Raw genomic sequence first — 18343 nt, 5'->3', positions numbered from 1 at the left:
TGAAGATAAGTCTGAGCCTTTACTATTTTAGTTAGCAGTTAAAATTAAGCAGTGAAAAATTTTATGACTTTTTATTCCGCCCCAAAGCGCGACAGAGAATTAGTTTATGCTTAAGTTTAGCTATTTTTTATGCTTAGTTTTTTCAGTAAATCTCTGGGCAAGTCAAAAAGCCATTCACTTTACTCTTGCCACAGCTCAACTTCCGCCATATGTATTTGTAGATGAAAATCAACAAGTTAAAGGTCAACTAGTAGATAAACTTAAGCAAGCCCAACGCCAAACTGGCTTAAAAATTGATATTTTGGTGATGCCATGGGGACGCGCCCTAAACGAAGTTAAAAATAATCGCATTGATGCCATCATGCCTGCTTTGTGGTCACAAGAGCGAGCTGACTTTTTAGTCTTTCCTGAACAAGCCTTTTACGCGCTAGATCCCAGCGTATTAATTAAACGCAAACAAGATAACTTTACCTACAGCAATTTAACTGCCATTCCCAAACATAAAGTCATAGGTAAAGCTAGGCTAGTCATGGTAGATAAAACCTTTGATACTTTGGTTAAACAAGGTCGTTTATCGGTTTATCAAACTACTCATTTAGACGAAGCGCTATTAATGTTACAACAACAAAAAATAGATCTGGTTGCCAGTGAAAGTAACATTGCACTAACGACCATCAAAAATCTTGGGCTAGAAGGACAATTTACCCTTTATCCTATTGAACAAGTTGTACCTGCTTCTTATATCGCTTTTTCTTCAAGTTTTGCCAAAAACCACGATATCAATGCAATTATGGCCAGCATACTCGAGCAGTCATTAACATCCTCTGTTAACCCATAAAATTAGCGACTGTTTTGCAGCCTACTTTAGTTTTCACTAATTTGGGCTGCTTCTAGACAAGAGTCTATACTTTTACTTAGACCTAATTAGCAGGCTTGTATCACTCACCAAGGAGCGTGACTATGAGTGAACCCCATAAATCTTTTTTTCAAACTGTAACAGGGGTAGTAACAGCTATCACTTCGTTAATTATTGCCATAACAGGATTATATGCGGCAACTGATGGATTTACGTTTGGCAGTAAAAAAGTTGAGACTCAACAATCCTCCCCTAACGCTGGCAAAAATGTCGAGCAAAGTCATGCAAGTCAACTTGCCGCATTAAAACGCCAACAAGAAATTGATGCCCTGCGTCTAGCACAAGAAAAACAAGCACTACTAATAGAAAAAGAACTTGCCGATCTTAGATTACAAAAAGAACAACTTAGGCAGTCTTCAGCTGCAACAGCAGATAACTTGCTAAGCTCTTCTTTGCCTGACCAAACACCTCAATCTTATACAGCTAATTTATCTGGGCACTGGCACTACACTAATGCTGCGGGAACCTTTGTTTTTGTACTGCAACAAAATGGTGAAGAGATCATACTGCAAGAATTTGACAGTTATGGAAACAATGTGGGCAATGGCAGTGGGTATGTGCAAGGCTCAAGTGTGTTATTAAACTGGGTCGAGCCTTACCTTTTTGTTATGAGTCTAGAGGTTGAAGCTGAATTAAATCTAAGTGCGTCTGGCGATAGATTAGTGGGGCAAATGTACACTCAAGGAAATGTGGTTCCTATCACCTTTTACAGGCAGTAAGCCTAACCAACCTACTCTTTAACGCTTCTTTAAACTGTTAATTAATGGGTAGACATCTTTAATTAACATGCCATTTGCCAAGCCAACATCATCATGGCGGATGAGTATTTTGTACTCGTCTAGATGCATTACAGAGCCTAACTCGTCGGTATCATCTATTACAAATTTTTTATCGCCATACTTTAAAATTAACGCATTGATATCCATATTAAAATTCCTATTTACTGGATGCGAACCACAGTTCATTTAGGCAGAATAATCAATATAAATCACAAAGTTAACTATAAACTTGATTTAATTCGTTAATAATTGTTTCCAGAGTTGCTCGACCTCAGTTTGGTCTTGGGTGGTCAGTTCATTGTTAGAAAATGCTTGGCTTAAACTAAGTTGCATCAGCTCAGCTAATTGAGCAATTTCTGTCATATTTTGCACTTGGCTTTGTCCTGCGGCAACAGCAAAATGCCCTTGTAAATAGCTGGCAATAAATAAGGCTTGGTCGTCGCCATGCTCTACCACATTATCTAAATAGTTTTCGGTTTTCTGAATAAATTCGCTTAATTCAGATGATGTTGATTGAAAGGTGCTCAATGTCTCTCCTACAAGTTAAATTTGGCTAAAATCGGCCACAGGATACAAAACTTGATCGCGATATCCGGTTACCACTTGAATTAATCCTGAAAATTTTTGGTCTATAAAAGGGTCACCCGAATCCACTATTAACGGGCGCCCTGCTAACCCCATTAATTTAGTTTTAGTGGCAACAACTAACATATCTTGTTGATCGAGTTGGGTTAAAAAATTCACGCTTAATTGCTGATTACCTCTGCCTATAATGTGTCCTTGACCACCAATTAAAGTCACCACTAATTTGCAAGCTTGGTTTTGGGTTAAGTTGGATAATTGCGCCGCTGTCACATCCTTTGCTAACAATTGTCCCGCCTGAATAATATCTACCCCAAGCAAGGTGTTAGGTAATCCCAACTCTTGCATAATAAAATCGACTGTAGAGCCTGAGCCCATAACAAATAGATGCTCGGGATGTTCTTCTATTATTTCAATCACATGCGCAGCTATATCTGCTAATACCAGTTCATCAGACTCTTTGCCGCCCATTTTCACCGCTTGAATAAAGCGTAACTCTGTTGGCACTTGCATTTCGCCATATTGACGGGCATTGACACGGCCTTGTCTAAATAAAGCTTCATCAATATCCATTACCTGTTGTTCACTTACGCTAACAATTTCTCCTTGTATTACTTGCTTCAATACCCTGCCTGCTGCAGCAGGAGAAATAGCGTATACAGAAGAATGGATCTTACAGCCCGCGGGGATCCCCAGTACTGGTAACTTATTACCCAGTACCTGACACACATTACGTGCGGTACCATCACCACCAGCAAAAAGGATAAGATCAACTTGTGCATCAATTAATGCACTAACCGTAGCTTCAGTATCTTGGCTTTCGGTTTGACTTTGCAAAGGCTGATAAATGACCTGATGAGCAAAACTTAATTCTTGTGCTAATTGTTCACCCATTTCCCCTGCCGCTACAAATAAAGTCACTCGCTGTTTTAGGGGTAAAATATGCTCTAAGGTTACTCGGGTTCTATCTATGGCTTTTTTTTCTGCCCCAAGGGCTAAGGCTTGCTCTCGTATGGCTTTACCATCACTACCTTTAAGCGCCATTGCGCCGCCAATTCCCGCGTAAGGATTAATCACTAAGCCCAACTTAAAGGTAGTGGATTGTTGAGCTTTATTTAACATTAAACATACCTAGCTCTAGGGGTGGAGTGTGATAGAAATTTTGTAATACTCGAATAAAGATCTCAGCTCGAGGCGGAAAACCTCGGTTAAAATAATCTTCAACTTGTTCTTTTACCTTTAAGGCAAAAGCCTGCCGATCAACCTCAGCGCCATTTAGGTTATCTGTGCTTACTCGAAAAGGTGCACCAGCTGCCACCGAAAACGCCCATTCTAGGGCTTGAGGCTTGGTTTCAACTTTTTCAAACTCAGCCTGCTCGGATTCATCCCTGCCATCTGGGCAATACCAATAACCATAATCTTCTAATAATCGCCTAGCGTCTCCAGCTATACACCAATGTGCAATTTCGTGGAGGGCACTAGCATAATACCCATGGGCAAATACCACTTGATGGAAATCACACTGCGCATTAGCTGGAAGATATATAGGCTCATCAGTGCCTTTTACCAATTTGGTTTGATAGGACAAGGCAAACGCGCCGTTAAACAAGGCAATTAGATCTTGATAATGATGGGTGAGATCTGGCACTGGCTGCCTAGCCTGTAATCCCACTTTAAGAGACAAATGATGTTCTGAGCTTTGATTCATGCCGCGCATTCTAACTAAAAACCCGCTGTGAACCAAAAAAATCCGATACCACCCAGAGAATAACTATTGTTTTCATCGGAAAATTACGCCAAGCTATTGAATAATATTAATTATTTACTCTGGTTAGGAAAGTCTTTGCAGACTCAAAAAATACTCGTTAGTCAGATTAACCGCAGGTGTAGATAAGTTGAATGAACATCTGAAAGAGATCTTACGTCACTTGCATGGACTACAGACCATGCGCGACATTGCTCAACAGGCAAATTTAGTCGATAAAATTCATTCCATCCAAAACTGGCAAAATCAAAGAGTTCTGGTTAGTCAACAGCACCTGTTGCAACAACCGGCTAACCATTCGGCGCTGCAATTTTTAATTAACCAATGTTTAACCACACAAAGCTTTGTACAGTTAGAACAAGAGTTAGAAAAAATTAATCCAAGCTGGTCTAAAATATTGCCTAACAAAGCCTTAGCACTGTTAGCCAGCACTTTGAGATTACACAGTTTAAATTTTGAATTAGATTTTGCTTTAGCCAAACAACTTGGGGATACCAGCTTAAATAAAGATAATTATGCAGATGCTTATTTAGCTTGTAAAAACACCCCGCTACGCCATCAACAAATTAGTGTTTTACAGCAATTAGGCAGGGATCTAACAGACTATGTTCAGATGCCAGCTTTAACCAGCTTATTATTTTTATATAAAGCCCCCGCCAAGATGGGGGATTTATCAACTTTGTTGTTATTTTTTGAAGACACTTTTATTGCCTTTAAAGAAGTGCAAAATGAGGTCGCATTTTTTGACACCTTTATCGCACAAGAAAAAAAATTAATGACCCACTTGCTCGCCCCGCATTTGCCTAATCCTCTACCAGATGTGACGGCCTTATGAAGTGGCAATATGCTCGGCCTTTTGTTACCCAATGGCAGGTATCAGCTGATCAAATTGATCATTATCACCATGCCAATAATGTGGTTTTTGTACAACAACTAGAAAAAACCGCATGGGCACATTCCAATGAATTAGGCTTAGATATACAGCAATACCAGGCTTTAGACAGAGGTATGGCTATCAGTCGCCATGAAATTAACTATTTAGCCGCAGCATACTTAGATGATGTTATAGATTGCGCAACATGGATTGTAGCTTGTGATGGAAGACTTAAATTAACCCGGCATTTTCAATTTATCCGCCGCGATGATCTGCAAACTGTCTTAACTGCAAGCACAGACTTTGTATGTATAGGTTTGTCTTCTGGCCAACCCAAACGTATGCCAAGAATATTTGCTGATATTTATACTCGTGCCACAATTAACATATAACTCTATTTGGTTATTTTATTAGGCTTGGTTGGCTTCTTGGATCCGTTCTTGGCGGGCTTGTTCTTCGGCAAAAGCGGCTTTAATTTCCTCTAACACTGAGTCTACATTGGCTTCTTCTTGGTTGAGTGCAAATTTGCCTGTTAGTTGACTGTCTGGGGTTAGTTCTCCGGCTTCAAATAATGCCCACATTTCTTCGGCATACTTAGTATTTAGTAATTCTGGGGCATATTGGCCGTAATATTCACTCATATTGCGTACGTCTCGTTGCAACATACTAAAAGCATTATTATTGGCAGCGGCATCTACTACCTGAGGTAAATCAATGATCACTGGCCCGTAGTCATCCACCAGCACATTAAATTCTGATAAGTCACCATGCACTAACCCAGCACATAACATAAGCATGACGTAAACCATGACTTGAGCGTGGTCTTCCCTAGCCTGTTCGGCCGACATCATCACGTCATTTAAGCGAGGAGCAACATCACCTTCTTCATCTGTAATTAGCTCCATTAATAGTACCCCTTGGTAACATCCATAGGGCTCTGGCACTCTAACGCCCGCTTTAGCCAGTTTAAATAACGCATCAACCTCGGTATTTTGCCAAGCGTCTTCTTGTTGTTTACGGCCAAACTTAGAGCCTTTTTCCATGGCTCGCGCACGGCGTGAATTGCGTACTTTTCGCCCCTCTTGGTATTGCGCCGCTTTTTTAAAACTGCGTTGCATGGCTTCTTTATAAACCTTCGCACAACGCACCTGCTCACCACATTGAACTGCGTATACTGTTGCTTCTTTACCACTCATTAATTGATATAACACAGCATCAATTAAACCGTCTTCAACTAGTGGTTGTAATCTTTTTGGTATCTTCATGAAAGTTTGAGGTCGAAAATTAGCGGGTTGCTGATAATAATATCCAATAGGGTACTGTTGTTTGGGTAATGCATACTATCAAAATAACGCAAAACAGTAGGCATTAAATTAATGCCTAAGAATTATGCTTGGAAGCAAAACCTACGCAGTAAATAAGGTAAAGCTTAGAATTCAACATAACACCGCTTGGTTTTACAACTAATTGGCGTCAATTACCACCAAATTGTCAATAGTCGTTTAAATTTCAGCTGAATATTCACCTATGAATCTTTGGGAAATGTTTAGCAAAAAGACAGGTAATGCTCCTGTCATTTAGTGAAAATAATTATCTAATGGTTTAATTTGCCATTAACACCACGACTTGATTAAGCAGTGCTGCATCATCTTCACGCCCATAGTGAATAACTAAGTCGGTTTTACCATCGCGATTTAAATCTGTTGATAACACATTTGAAGCATCGTATGGCATGCTAACTTTTTGTGAGATAGAGCGTTTAGCAAAAGCACCTTTAGCATTGGGCGTTGCCATCAACACCCGCAAACTATTTTCACCATCTGAATAAACCACATCTAGATGTTGATCGGCGTTTACATCTATCACTTTAATTAAAGGTTCGCCGCGACTACCAGAAGACAAGCTAAAGCTCATTTCAACCTCTTGGCTTAACAATGGTTTTTTGGGGTATTGCCCTTGTTGATCCATAGCAAAAATCAGTAAATTTTGGTCGATACTGCCCGACAACAATGCCCCTATAATTTGCGATATGCCTATATCAAACGCTGAGACTATCACTTCTAATTTGGCATCTGAGTTAATATCTAAAAAACGAATATCAGATAAGGTTTCATCAGAGACCACTTTGGCATCAGCTTGCTGAGCATATTCGAGTTTTCCATCTTTTAAATAAGCATAATAAAACTCAAATTCTATTACCTTATCTAGTACCCCAGAACTTTGGGTATATTGCACTGCCAAATCAGGCAATGAGTCGGCATTTAAATCGAGGATGCTTTTAACCTGGCGATGTTTAAGATCACTTTGGTCTAATCCTTGTCCATTAGGGCCGGTCATTTCCCACCAATTTATACCGTATATACTTGGCGCTATGGCTATAGATTCAGCAGCTAAATCAAAGCTAGCATCAAGGTTTTGTTGGTATACTTTTAATTGCCCTTGTTGCACTTGAACTAAATCGGTTTTGCCGTCTTGGTTCATGTCATGAAAAAACAATTCTGGTTTTTGATACCTAATACTATTGTTCTCAAGTTCATGTTTAGCCGGTATGGCCAGAGATTGAGCAATATAACCTTTTTCTCCATTCGACAGCCATAAGTTAAAGGTTTCAAAGCCAGCCAAAGTAAAGTCGTCGATGAAATCTTGATTAATATCATTCGCAAAATCTTGTTGGCGCAAAGAGTCAGCAACCTCAGCCAAATACATGGACGATATAGCTAACAGCTCCTGCATTTTTTCAACCGTATTTTCTGCTAATGGCTGATATTTCAAAATACGGTTTTTGGTTAACAGATATAAATTTTGCAACCCAGCCTTATTAACCACGCCAAAATCAATGGCAAACACATTGTCATTCACCATTAACTGCTCGTGTAATACATAAGTTTTGGCAACAAGATCATACTTATAAATAGCCAATTGGCGCTTTTGTGCTTGATTTGCCCCTAACATAATCAACTCTAGCCCTGGATCAGCTAACAAGTCTGCGGCCATGACCTTATGGTACATATCAAAAGGCAAGTTAATGGGATATTGACTAAAGGTTGGGTTGGCGTGCAACTTGTTGACATTAAGCAAAATGCTCAACCAAAAAACAGCTAAAAGTGGGTTTGCGAGTTTAAACAACCAATGCATAGTAAATAAAATTAAATAGTTACAGAATGATGCAACCCTAACAAACTGGTTTTAAAAAACTATATTTAAAATGTAAGAGGTTGATTCAATTAAATTTAAGCCTTTAAAATTAGAATAAAATGCATCACATAGCCACTCTAACTTTGACTAAAAGTGTTATGCTGAAGCAAGCTAAATAAATCTAATAAGAGAGCATCACAAGTGAGACAACTGATTATTACCCTAGTTAAACTAAGTGTACTTTTTTGGGCAACGGCTAGTGTTGCGCAGTCTCATCCGCTACAACAAGAAAAAGGCCTAAAACGCTTTAATATAGATGCGGTTTTACCTAATCAGTCTAAGGCTAATCCGTTTAAAATTAGAGAGGTATTTATTGGTGCCAATATTCTTAAGCAAGCTATTTCTTTGTATGACCAAGGCGGGCAATTAGACCATATTCGCGGTGGCACCCGTAGCGATAAACTAAGTTTTAATTTTAACCAAGCTTACAAACACAGTCAGTTAAAGCAAAAGTTAGCTTTATATTTTGATAAAGATCATGGGTTTATTCATCAGGTTTCGGCAACCTATACCCTAGAAGATGCTTATTTAAGCATTGATCCTATTCGTCAACAAACCCTCACATCTGCCATTGCTAAATACGGCCAACCTTTTACTATGCAGCAGGCCTATAGTTTAACCGGGCAAACCCAAGGCGAAATTAAATTAAGCAAATTTATCCAGGCCTTAGAACAACAAGCCCAAACCCCAAAAAGCGGCATAGATTATTTTAACCAACGTAATATTTCACGAAGCGCAAAATTAATGGCTGACCCACAAGACTATGCATTAATGCACAGTGGTTTTGATCGTTGTTATCTTTTTGAAAAGCAACATTTTGATCAACTTATAACCTTCTGTTTTTTTGATCAATCAAGTGCTAACCCCAATAGTCGTGGAGTAGAGCTTAACCTACATCACTTTTCTGTTGCCGAGCAAATACAAGCTTTAGATAAACCCCAAACTAGCTCTAGTATCTCTTTGTAACTAAGTTAGCTATGGCTAATTTAGGCATAACCTATAAACAAAAACAGGCTGCCATTCGCGTAAAATCAGGCAATAATTAGCCAAACTGTTATTCATTGGAAAAAGTATGAAAATTACCCGCACTGGACACAAATACCTCGACTCAGAAAGTGGCAAAACCTTAGATGTATGGTTTGAAGCCAATAATAAAGCCATAGCTCGTCACTGTTTAGCTAGCCAACACGGCTTGATTAAAGGTGAATTTGTAGAAGTTAGCATTGATATTGAGCAAGCGCCTGGATCAGCAGAAGACGCTTATTTGCGCTTACATTTATTATCAGAATGCAAAGTTCAACCTAACCAGATCAATTTAACCGGCGTTTTTGGCTTATTAACCAATGTTGCTTGGACTTCAGCTGGCCCAGTATTGCCTAGTAAAGTCAGCAAACTGCGTGAGCTTATCGTAAATGACAATCACCACTTAACCATTAGCTCGATAGATAAGTTCCCTCAAATGTTAGATTACGTCATTCCCGAAGGGGTGCGAGTAGGTGACGCGCAGCGCGTTCGCCTTGGCGCGTATTTGGCACCAGGCACCACTGTTATGCATGAAGGTTTTGTGAACTTTAACGCCGGTACTTTAGGTAGTTCTATGGTTGAAGGGCGCATTTCTCAGGGCGTAGTGGTAGGCGATGGTTCAGACATTGGCGGCGGCGCTTCAACTATGGGCACTCTGTCTGGCGGCGGCAAAAGCATTAATGCCATTGGCAAAAATAGTATGCTTGGGGCCAATGCTGGCATAGGCATTTCTTTAGGAGATGATTGTATAGTTGAAGCTGGTTTGTACGTCACAGCGGGCACTAAAGTCACTACCCCAGATGGTGATGTTGTGGTAGCTCGTCAATTATCAGGTTTAAATGGCTTATTGTTTAGACGCAATAGCCAAACTGGCAAAGTTGAAGCAGTGGTTGCAGATCCGTCAAAGTGGGGCGGCTTAAACGCTAGCTTGCATAATAACGATTAATCCATCAAAACTAACAAACCGCTGATGCTTAATAACCTTCAGCGGTTTATCTCAGTTACTCAATAAAATAAGTCCCCCAGCCGTCGTAATGCACTTGATGTTTTTCAGCTACGGCAAATAATTTTTCTGTGTCTTGATTAATTAATTCTGTATCTAACATGCGCTCAACCACAGCATCAAAACAAAAAACTTCGCCACCATCGTCTAGCTCTAGTTCTTCTGCATCGCCTACTTCAAAACCGGCTTTAAACGCATCTACTGCAGCTTTTTCTAAGGCTTCAAAATTGGCGCTGGCAAAGTGATATTCGATAGTATGGGCTTTAGTGGCATCACTGCCATCGGCTATAAGAGCTTCAACTGTTTCTTGATTAAAGGCATACCATTCGGCTAATTCTGAGTTACTGTCTGAATTCATAATTGACTCCTAAATATTATTCGGTAGATGCTAGCTCTTGTTCTAACTGGTCTAATTGCTTTTGCATTTTTTGTTGGAAGTATTCAGCATTTTGTTTAATAGATTTATCCTGCTGTAGATTTTCAGGCTCAGACAAATCTATAAGTAAGGTGCCGTTATTCCAACGATTTAATTTAATTTTATTATGCAGGTTACTGGCGGCAACTGTCACTATAGGCTCATTGGTGGCCTTGGCTATTCTAAACGCCCCAGTTTTAAAAGGTAATAACCCTCGCCCATAACTACGGGTACCTTCTGGAAAAAACCAAACAGATATTCGTCTTTGTACAATTTTATCAACAGTGCCAACTAGGGTGTCGTGGGCTTTTCCCGAGTTTTTGCGGTCGATCATAATATTGCCTGTTAACCAATACACTTGGCCAAACACAGGCAACCATTTCAAACTCTTTTTACCAACAGTGACTGTGCCTTTTTGCGCTGCAGCACAAATGGTAAACAAGTCATAGCTATTTTGATGATTGGCAATATATACAAAAGGCCCACCATTTTTAACGCTATCTGGCACCCGCACCACTAATTTAAGCCCTAACCACCAGGATACAGAACTATACAATTTGCCGGCATAGTGCACGTTGTCTCGATGAAATGGGCGCACTATACAAAGCAAAATTAATAGAATATTAATTAGCAAAAAATAAAAGAAAATGGCAAAAATTCGCAATATGGCTAACAAAATCACTCCCCTAAGTTTAAGTGGCGGCAGAGTATACTGACTTTTAAACCTTAGCTAAAACAAATATCTGTCAGTTTAATGCAAAATTTAGGCTAAGCCTTTTGTTTAGCCTGCAGATTAGAAAGTTCTGTATAAAATTTAAATTTAGCCGATACTAATCAAGAACCTAAATAATTAATCTGGTGGGGCTATATATTTTATGCAAACTTTCAAGCATGAAGATCTTGATGAAGACATCTTAGTTGATCTTCTAGATGAAATTAATGAACTTTATGAAGCAAGTGAACAAACCCTAATCGAATTAGAATTAAAGCCCCAAGACAACGAATTACAACGCTCGCTTTTTCGCTCTATCCACACCATTAAAGGGGATTTAGGTTTAGTCAACTTTACTCCGCTTATTCCATTATTACAGCATGCAGAAGATTTGCTCGACTATTTACGTAAAGGGCAAATTCAATATAGCAGTAACATGAGTGATTTAGTGTTACTGATAATGGACAGGGTGAAAGTCTTTGTGCAAAGCTGTATGCAAACCGGCCAAGCACAATACGATGGCGAATTGTTTACGCAATTAGTCCATGCCATAACATTAATCAAGCCAGACAACAGTGCAAAGCACGAGCAGCTATTAGCCAAAGCAGTATTATTACTCGATCCTAGTCTAGATTTAGGCCAAGACGGCCACCATGAAGGTGAAGCCGAACCCACAGAAGCCCCCATTAGCATAGCCACAACTGGTATTCCTAAATCTATTACCAACGAAGAACGCGTTGACTTAGTGTTTTTCCGCGAGCTTATGAAGCCCATAGAAAAACGCTCTAAATATTGGGATGGTAGAGGAGATCGCATCGCAAAATTGGCTGGCTACATAAATAAAATTGCAGGCAGCCCAATTAACGAAGTGCAGTTAGCTGTTGCTTGTTATATGCATGATTTTGGCATGGCGTTTATGCCTATTGCGGTTTTACATAAAAAAGAAAAATTGACTGAAGTTGAGTTTAATTTAATGCGCTCTCATGTATATAAAAGTGCGCGTTTACTTGAAAACCTCAATCAATGGAATGAAGCACGAAAAATTGTAATGCAACATCATGAAAGAATTGACGGCAGCGGCTACCCCTTAGGGCTAAAAGAACCAGACATTTGTGAGGGTGCCAAGTTACTGGCTATTCTTGATACTTTTGACGCCATCACTCATGCTAGAGCCCACCAAAGTCACCTACAAAGGCCTAAGAAAAAAGCCGTAATCGAAATTAACCATATTGCCAATGGGCAATTTAGTAAAAAATGGATGCAGGCTTTTAATACTGGTATGGCCGCCCTTTTAACCAACGACCGAGGAAAATAAGCTACAATAAAGCTGTCTTATACTGATGGGGGATATATGTGGTTAAAACTGGGGATGAGTGAAACCTTTACTAAAACCCTGAAAACTGTTCTGGTGCTGCTGTTTTTTAGTGAGCAGAGTTTAGCCACCACCAAAAAACTCATATCATATGATCTGGATTGGCCGCCTTACCTTATCTCTGAATCAACCGATTCAAACCTACAGGGTTTAGGTAAAGATATTATTAACCAGTGTACCAGTGAACAAGGCTACCAAACCAGTTACCTGCATCTCCCCATAAAACGCATAGTCGTATTTATGCAAAGTGGACAAATCGACTTAAGCATATATAGCTACAAAAAACACAGAGAAGCCTTTTTAACCTATGCCAAAGTACCCATTTTTGAAACCGAAGTGGGTTTTGTGGTTAGAAAAGACAGCAATATATCTATTGATTCGTTAGAAGACTTAGCGCCTTTAAGAATGGGGCATTTGGCGGGCTTGACTCACACCCCAGAACTATTGGCCATTATTAATCATAAACGTTTAACAGGTGAGTTATCCGAAGGCCATCATTTAGATGCCATGTTTGCCCAGCTGCTTAGCTCAACCCCTAGGTTTGATATTATGCCAGACAGTAAGCAAACCTTTTATTGGCGAGCTAAGCAACTCAATATTCAAGACAAAATAAAGGTTTTACCTTTTGTCGCAGGCAAAAAAGAATACTTTATTTCTGTGTCGAAAAAGTCAAAAAACATAAACAACATCGAAGCTTTTTTAGCTCAATTTGATCATTGCATTTTAAATATGCACAACAATGGTCAATATCAAAAATTGCTGCAAAAGTACCATTTACAACCTGTTATCTAGTTTAATTTTGCCATTACATATTCAGTTCTTTTAACTTTCTGGTTAGGGTATTTCTGCCCCAGCCTAAGCGTTTGGCCGCGTCTTGTTTGTGTCCGTGGGTGTAATGCAAAGCGCGCTCTAACAAAATCCGCTCAAAGCTCATCATGGCATTATCTAAAATATTATTGTGCCCAGATTGCAGCTGAATATCAGCCCAATTGGCCAATGCACTTTTCCAGTCTTCTGTTTGTTCAGCCTGACTATTGACCATAGGTTGCTGATGAATTTCGGGGGGTAAGTCATGGGGTAACACCTCTTGCCCACTCGCCATCACAGTCAACCATCGGCACATATTTTCTAGCTGCCTTACATTTCCCGGCCAAGGCAATTTAGCTAAAATAGCTTTGGTTTCTTTGCCTAATACTTTGGCTTCAACCGCCAATTCGTTAGCGGCTTTTTGTAAAAAGTGAGCAGCCAATAAAGGTATGTCTTCACGCCTTTCACTTAAGGTGGGAATATGAATACGGATCACATTTAGTCTGTGATACAAATCTTCTCTAAATTTACCTTCTGTTACCCTACGTTCTAAATTTTGATGAGTCGCGGCAATGATACGCACATCCACAGACACCGGATTGTGCCCACCCACACGATAAAATTGCCCATCGGCCAAAACTCGCAGTAAGCGCGTTTGCACATCTAGCGGCATATCCCCTATTTCATCTAAAAATAAAGTCCCGCCATTTGCCTGTTCAAAGCGCCCTTGCCTCGCCCCTTGTGCTCCTGTGAAGGCGCCTTTTTCATGCCCAAAAAGTTCAGATTCGATTAAATCAGCTGGAATAGCCGCCATATTTAGGGCGATAAAAGTTTTATTAGCTCTAGGGCTATGCCTATGTAAAGCATGGGCAACCAATTCTTTACCTGTACCAGATTGGCCATTGATCAACACACTAATACTAGAGCGTGACAATCTGCCAACTGCTCTAAATACTTCTTGCATAGCCGGCGCTTCACCAATGATTTCAGTATCTTTTACTTCTTCTGGCGCTAAATTTTTACTTAATTGTTCGCGCGCATGAGTCAAGGCTCGTTGCACTAAATTTACCGCGTCATCTAAATCAAATGGTTTAGGTAGATACTCAAACGCCCCACTTTGATAGGCGTTCACGGCACTGTCGAGATCTGAGTGCGCGGTCATAATAATCACTGGTATATGTTCAAAACGCTTATGCACTCTAGCAAGTAAGTCCATGCCATCCATTTGAGGCATTTTTATATCAGAAACTATGACTTCGGGCGGTTGTGAAGTTTCTAATTGCAGCAACAAGTCTTCTGGATTTTCAAAGCTACAACAGGGGATGTTGGCCGCCTGTAAGGCTTTTTGTAATACCCAACGAATCGAACTGTCATCATCAACTATCCATACAGCTTCTGCATTCATCTTTAGGGTTCCTTCTTATCAATAGGAATATATAAGGTAAATTCTGTTCTACCTGGCCAACTTTCTACCTCAATTTTGCCTCTGTGATGGCCAATTAAGGTTTGAGCTATAGACAGTCCTAATCCGCTACCGTCTTTTTTACTGCTTACCATGGGGTAGAAAAGCGTATTTTTTAATTCTTGTGGAATGCCTGGGCCGTTATCTATTATCTGAATCTTTACGCACAATGGCACGCTGTTGCCATGGATGATCACTAGCCTTTCGATACGGGTAATTATTTGTATTTCACCCTTTATTTCTGGATGCTCGGTTAACACTTGCACACTGTTTCGTACAATATTTAAGGTGGCTTGTTGCAGCATATCTTGATCGAGATAAAGATCTGGAATGCTAGGATCATAATCTCGCACTAGATGAATATTGTGGCTTGGATCTAATCGAACTAAAGTACAAACTTTCTCTAGTACTTGATGCACATTGTACCAATCAAAATTAGGCCTAAAATTAGGGCCCAATAATCGGTCGACTAAATTGGTGAGCCGATCAGATTGTTCAATGATCATGTCGGTAAATTCATTTAATTCGGCATTGGTTAATTCTTTGGCTAATAACTGTGCTGCGCCGCGGATCCCACCCAAAGGGTTTTTTATCTCATGAGCTAAACCACGTACCAGTTCGCGAGCGGCTTGTTGCTGAGCCCATTGCTGGTTTTCTTGACTCATTTTTTTCTGTTGTTCGACTAAACGTAGCTCAACTAATAGTCTTTTATCATTTTCCCAAGCCATGCAGGTTACAGACACGTCTGCCTTAGTATGCCTACCATCAGCAAATTTTAAATTCACTTCACAGTCAGAATACACTTCGGCAAATTGCATATCGGCTTGAAAGCGCTCGAAGTCTAAACTTGACGATTGAATAAATTGAAACAAAGGTAGGTCAATCAATAAGCCTAAACTGCGTTCAAACATAGTTTGCGCAGCATGGTTGGCATAACAAATTACCAATTGCTCATCCAATACCAACACTGCCGTTGACATATTGTCGAGTACGCTTTCAGAAATCCCTGATTTAGCCATAATTCCAAAAAATGATAGTGCACCTATTTAGTGCATAATATGAATTAGCTGCGACTAAATTAAAACTAATTTAACTCAAAAAGCCTAATTAGCCCTAAATAGTGCAGATGCCTTATGCAGATAAAAGATCTGCGGAGAAGACGATGCAAGGATCTTGCCTGAAGTGTCAAGAAAGTTAACTTGTAGTGTATGAGCGCCGCGGTCAATGCTTGAAAGCATAAAGTTCCCGCTCGCTTGAGTCATTAGCACGCGGTTATTTAACAATAATTGATATTGCCCTTTCACTTTGGGGCTGACTTGGCTGAGCACTTCTACTCGGCCATTATTGTCTCTTAAGGTTTGTTCTGGCTGCGGCGCTAAAATAGTCACCGAGGCTTTAATATTTGCTACTTGGTTAAGCTTTGGCTTTTGGGCTTTTGGGGTTAGCTGAGTATTGGCCGTTAGGCTAGGCATCTGCGCTGTATTAACCGCAGACAGTTTAACCGCAGTGGCGCCAGGAGTTTGTACATCACTATATACAACAGTGCCATCTGGTTTGACTGTTTTATAGACAACTTTTGCACTGACATTGATCGTCCACAACAATGCACCAAGAATAACCAAAGACTTCATATTCACCCCAAAATCAGTCAAATCACTTTAACCTAAATTAAAAGCGCGCTTTAGATTTAGCCACTTCATCATATAGTAGCCTGATTGCAGGCAAAAAAAAGCCCGCAGTAGCGGGCTTGTTATTAAATGTGATAACTATTGGCTGTTAGCTTTTGCCATTACACACTGTAGTACATATCAAATTCAACCGGATGAGTGGTCATATTTAGTTTTTGTACTTCTTCGCGTTTAAGGGCGATGTAAGCGTCAATCATGTCGTCTGTCATAACACCGCCAGCAGTTAAGAACTCACGATCGTTATTTAATGCATCTAACGCTTGCTCTAATGAACTACATACTTGTGGAATTGCTGCGGCTTCTTCAGCAGGCAAATCGTATAAGTCTTTATCCATTGAGTCGCCAGGGTGGATTTTGTTTTTAATTCCGTCTAATCCAGCCATTAACATTGCGGTAAAGCCTAAGTAAGGGTTACCTGTTGGGTCTGGGAAACGCACTTCAATACGACGCGCTTTTTCACTGTTTACAAAAGGAATTCGAATAGAGGCAGAGCGGTTACGTGCTGAGTAAGCCAACATAACAGGTGCTTCGAATCCTGGTACTAAACGCTTGTACGAGTTAGTCGAGGCGTTAGTAAAGGCATTGATAGCGCGAGCGTGCTTAATAATACCACCAATGTAATACAGAGCTTCTTCAGACATACCGGCATACTTATCGCCAGCAAAAATATTTTTACCGTCTTTAGAGATAGACTGGTGAACATGCATACCAGAGCCGTTGTCACCTACTAAAGGCTTAGGCATAAAGGTGGCAGTTTGACCATAAGCATGCGCTACATTGTGCACTACATACTTATAAATCTGCACTTCATCGGCTTTTTTCACTAGGGTATTAAACAAACAAGCAATTTCGTTTTGGCCAGCCGTGGCAACTTCGTGGTGATGGGCTTCAACAGTTAACCCCATTTCTTCCATAACCAAACACATAGCTGCGCGAGTATCATGGGCTGAATCTACTGGAGGTACAGGGAAGTAACCGCCTTTTACACCTGGACGGTGAGCTAAGTTACCATTTTCAAATTCAGCACCCGAATTCCATTTAGCTTCAGACGAATCAATTTTATAAAATGAACCGGCCATATCTGTATGAAACTTAACATCATCAAATAAGAAAAACTCTGGCTCAGGACCAAATAAAGCCGTGTCACCAATACCAGTAGAAACCAGATAATCTTCAGCGCGACGTGCTACAGAGCGAGGGTCACGGTCGTAGCCCTGCATAGTAGTTGGCTCTAAAATGTCACAACGAATATTAATTTGAGCTTCTTCAGCAAATGGGTCTAATACTGCAGTATCACCATCTGGCATCAAAATCATGTCAGACTCATTAATGCCTTTCCATCCTAAAATAGAAGAACCATCAAACATTTTTCCTTCTTCAAAAAAGTCTTCATCTACTTGATGACAAGGAATCGAAACGTGTTGCTCCTTACCTTTAGTATCGGTAAAGCGCAAATCAACAAACTTGGCTTCACATTCTTGTATTAGGTCTAAGGCTTTTTGTGCTGACATAGTTTTCTCCAGATTTAATCATATAAATGGTTTAGCCAAAGCACTTTTGCTTTGAGTTCTAAATCGTTGCCGTTTTAAAGCGATAATCATGCCAGTTATAAAAATAACGGCAAAACCCTTATTTGGGCTTTATTCGATGCATTAGTTCAATTCTTAAAATATTTTTAGCACCAATACGGTGCATCATGGCACCACAATAAAGCAACTGCACAGAAATGTTTCAATTCATCTCTATAATG

At 40.0% G+C, this 18343-nt stretch carries 20 protein-coding genes; 8 read left to right on the top strand and 12 right to left on the bottom strand.

Annotated elements, in window-relative coordinates:
* Positions 1-106: 106 nt before the first annotated feature.
* Positions 107-838, top strand: a complete 732-nt coding sequence (locus ACVCDT_RS09300; protein WP_447132494.1) for a substrate-binding periplasmic protein — start codon at positions 107-109, stop codon at positions 836-838.
* Positions 839-960: 122 nt separating this feature from the next.
* Positions 961-1635 (top strand): hypothetical protein, encoded by a 675-nt coding sequence (locus ACVCDT_RS09295; protein WP_447132493.1) that lies wholly within the window; start codon positions 961-963, stop codon positions 1633-1635.
* Positions 1636-1653: 18 nt separating this feature from the next.
* Here the strand turns inward: ACVCDT_RS09295 and ACVCDT_RS09290 are convergent, their stop codons facing one another.
* The 4 genes from ACVCDT_RS09290 to ACVCDT_RS09275 form a co-directional block, all read right to left on the bottom strand.
* Entirely contained in the window at positions 1654-1842 is a 189-nt protein-coding gene (locus ACVCDT_RS09290; RefSeq protein WP_447132492.1) for a hypothetical protein, read from the bottom strand.
* A gap of 87 nt (positions 1843-1929) precedes the next feature.
* Positions 1930-2223: a YfcL family protein gene (locus tag ACVCDT_RS09285; RefSeq protein WP_447132491.1), complete on the bottom strand. Its 294-nt coding sequence runs from the start codon at positions 2221-2223 to the stop codon at positions 1930-1932.
* A gap of 15 nt (positions 2224-2238) precedes the next feature.
* Positions 2239-3399, bottom strand: a complete 1161-nt coding sequence (locus tag ACVCDT_RS09280) for an ATP-NAD kinase family protein (protein WP_447132490.1) — start codon at positions 3397-3399, stop codon at positions 2239-2241.
* Entirely contained in the window at positions 3389-3985 is a 597-nt protein-coding gene (locus tag ACVCDT_RS09275; protein ID WP_447132489.1) for an elongation factor P hydroxylase, read from the bottom strand. Before ACVCDT_RS09275 ends, ACVCDT_RS09280 begins: the two co-directional genes overlap by 11 nt.
* Before the next feature lie 187 nt (positions 3986-4172).
* Here ACVCDT_RS09275 and ACVCDT_RS09270 point away from each other — a divergent pair, with 187 nt between their 5' ends.
* Positions 4173-4877, top strand: coding sequence for a DUF8198 family protein (locus ACVCDT_RS09270; RefSeq protein ID WP_447132488.1), 705 nt, complete (start codon positions 4173-4175; stop codon positions 4875-4877).
* Positions 4874-5308, top strand: coding sequence for an acyl-CoA thioesterase (locus ACVCDT_RS09265; protein ID WP_447132487.1), 435 nt, complete (start codon positions 4874-4876; stop codon positions 5306-5308). Before ACVCDT_RS09270 ends, ACVCDT_RS09265 begins: the two co-directional genes overlap by 4 nt.
* Before the next feature lie 18 nt (positions 5309-5326).
* Here the strand turns inward: ACVCDT_RS09265 and ACVCDT_RS09260 are convergent, their stop codons facing one another.
* Both ACVCDT_RS09260 and ACVCDT_RS09255 read right to left on the bottom strand, forming a co-directional pair.
* Positions 5327-6181, bottom strand: a complete 855-nt coding sequence (locus tag ACVCDT_RS09260) for a PA4780 family RIO1-like protein kinase (RefSeq protein ID WP_447132486.1) — start codon at positions 6179-6181, stop codon at positions 5327-5329.
* A gap of 337 nt (positions 6182-6518) precedes the next feature.
* Positions 6519-7994 carry an FG-GAP repeat domain-containing protein gene (locus ACVCDT_RS09255; RefSeq protein ID WP_447132485.1) on the bottom strand — a complete coding sequence of 492 codons (1476 nt, stop codon included), beginning with the start codon at positions 7992-7994 and terminating at the stop codon, positions 6519-6521.
* 258 nt (positions 7995-8252) lie between these two features.
* On the opposite strand from ACVCDT_RS09255, the gene ACVCDT_RS09250 reads away from it, so the two are divergent.
* Positions 8253-9077, top strand: a complete 825-nt coding sequence (locus tag ACVCDT_RS09250; RefSeq protein ID WP_447132484.1) for a hypothetical protein — start codon at positions 8253-8255, stop codon at positions 9075-9077.
* Between the two features lie 106 nt (positions 9078-9183).
* A complete protein-coding gene (locus ACVCDT_RS09245) occupies positions 9184-10080 on the top strand; it encodes a DapH/DapD/GlmU-related protein (protein ID WP_447132483.1) in 897 nt (298 codons plus the stop codon).
* A 55-nt stretch (positions 10081-10135) separates the two neighbouring features.
* On the opposite strand, the gene rraB is transcribed toward ACVCDT_RS09245, so the two are convergent.
* On the bottom strand, positions 10136-10495 hold the full coding sequence (gene rraB, locus ACVCDT_RS09240) for a ribonuclease E inhibitor RraB (RefSeq protein WP_447132482.1): 360 nt from the start codon (positions 10493-10495) through the stop codon (positions 10136-10138).
* Positions 10496-10511: 16 nt separating this feature from the next.
* A complete protein-coding gene (locus ACVCDT_RS09235; protein ID WP_447132481.1) occupies positions 10512-11228 on the bottom strand; it encodes a 1-acylglycerol-3-phosphate O-acyltransferase in 717 nt (238 codons plus the stop codon).
* Between the two features lie 199 nt (positions 11229-11427).
* Between ACVCDT_RS09235 and ACVCDT_RS09230 the strand changes: the two genes are divergently transcribed.
* Both ACVCDT_RS09230 and ACVCDT_RS09225 read left to right on the top strand, forming a co-directional pair.
* Positions 11428-12579 carry an HD-GYP domain-containing protein gene (locus ACVCDT_RS09230; protein WP_447132480.1) on the top strand — a complete coding sequence of 384 codons (1152 nt, stop codon included), beginning with the start codon at positions 11428-11430 and terminating at the stop codon, positions 12577-12579.
* A 36-nt stretch (positions 12580-12615) separates the two neighbouring features.
* Complete coding sequence (locus ACVCDT_RS09225; RefSeq protein ID WP_447132479.1) at positions 12616-13428, top strand: substrate-binding periplasmic protein; 813 nt, start codon at positions 12616-12618, stop codon at positions 13426-13428.
* 13 nt (positions 13429-13441) lie between these two features.
* On the opposite strand, the gene glnG is transcribed toward ACVCDT_RS09225, so the two are convergent.
* The 4 genes from glnG to glnA form a co-directional block, all read right to left on the bottom strand.
* Complete coding sequence (gene glnG / locus ACVCDT_RS09220; RefSeq protein WP_447132478.1) at positions 13442-14848, bottom strand: nitrogen regulation protein NR(I); 1407 nt, start codon at positions 14846-14848, stop codon at positions 13442-13444.
* Between the two features lie 2 nt (positions 14849-14850).
* On the bottom strand, positions 14851-15924 hold the full coding sequence (glnL, locus tag ACVCDT_RS09215) for a nitrogen regulation protein NR(II) (protein WP_447132477.1): 1074 nt from the start codon (positions 15922-15924) through the stop codon (positions 14851-14853).
* 84 nt (positions 15925-16008) lie between these two features.
* Positions 16009-16536, bottom strand: a complete 528-nt coding sequence (locus ACVCDT_RS09210) for a DUF4124 domain-containing protein (protein ID WP_447132476.1) — start codon at positions 16534-16536, stop codon at positions 16009-16011.
* Between the two features lie 158 nt (positions 16537-16694).
* The gene (gene glnA / locus ACVCDT_RS09205) at positions 16695-18104 is read right to left on the bottom strand and encodes a glutamate--ammonia ligase (RefSeq protein WP_447132475.1); all 1410 of its coding nucleotides are present in this window, start codon (positions 18102-18104) and stop codon (positions 16695-16697) included.
* Positions 18105-18343: the final 239 nt, after the last annotated feature.

It is taken from the genome of Paraglaciecola aestuariivivens (genome assembly GCF_052983255.1).
This window is presented reverse-complemented; position numbering and strand designations above follow the sequence as displayed.

Coding starts and splice junctions, on each gene's coding strand:
- ACVCDT_RS09300 (WP_447132494.1), top strand. CDS start 107: ATGCTTAAGTTTAGCTATTTTTTATGCTTAGTTTTTTCAGTAAATCTC.
- ACVCDT_RS09295 (WP_447132493.1), top strand. CDS start 961: ATGAGTGAACCCCATAAATCTTTTTTTCAAACTGTAACAGGGGTAGTA.
- ACVCDT_RS09290 (WP_447132492.1), bottom strand. CDS start 1,842: ATGGATATCAATGCGTTAATTTTAAAGTATGGCGATAAAAAATTTGTA.
- ACVCDT_RS09280 (WP_447132490.1), bottom strand. CDS start 3,399: ATGTTAAATAAAGCTCAACAATCCACTACCTTTAAGTTGGGCTTAGTG.
- ACVCDT_RS09275 (WP_447132489.1), bottom strand. CDS start 3,985: ATGAATCAAAGCTCAGAACATCATTTGTCTCTTAAAGTGGGATTACAG.
- ACVCDT_RS09265 (WP_447132487.1), top strand. CDS start 4,874: ATGAAGTGGCAATATGCTCGGCCTTTTGTTACCCAATGGCAGGTATCA.
- ACVCDT_RS09260 (WP_447132486.1), bottom strand. CDS start 6,181: ATGAAGATACCAAAAAGATTACAACCACTAGTTGAAGACGGTTTAATT.
- ACVCDT_RS09245 (WP_447132483.1), top strand. CDS start 9,184: ATGAAAATTACCCGCACTGGACACAAATACCTCGACTCAGAAAGTGGC.
- rraB (WP_447132482.1), bottom strand. CDS start 10,495: ATGAATTCAGACAGTAACTCAGAATTAGCCGAATGGTATGCCTTTAAT.
- ACVCDT_RS09230 (WP_447132480.1), top strand. CDS start 11,428: ATGCAAACTTTCAAGCATGAAGATCTTGATGAAGACATCTTAGTTGAT.
- ACVCDT_RS09225 (WP_447132479.1), top strand. CDS start 12,616: ATGTGGTTAAAACTGGGGATGAGTGAAACCTTTACTAAAACCCTGAAA.
- glnG (WP_447132478.1), bottom strand. CDS start 14,848: ATGAATGCAGAAGCTGTATGGATAGTTGATGATGACAGTTCGATTCGT.
- glnL (WP_447132477.1), bottom strand. CDS start 15,924: ATGGCTAAATCAGGGATTTCTGAAAGCGTACTCGACAATATGTCAACG.
- ACVCDT_RS09210 (WP_447132476.1), bottom strand. CDS start 16,536: ATGAAGTCTTTGGTTATTCTTGGTGCATTGTTGTGGACGATCAATGTC.
- glnA (WP_447132475.1), bottom strand. CDS start 18,104: ATGTCAGCACAAAAAGCCTTAGACCTAATACAAGAATGTGAAGCCAAG.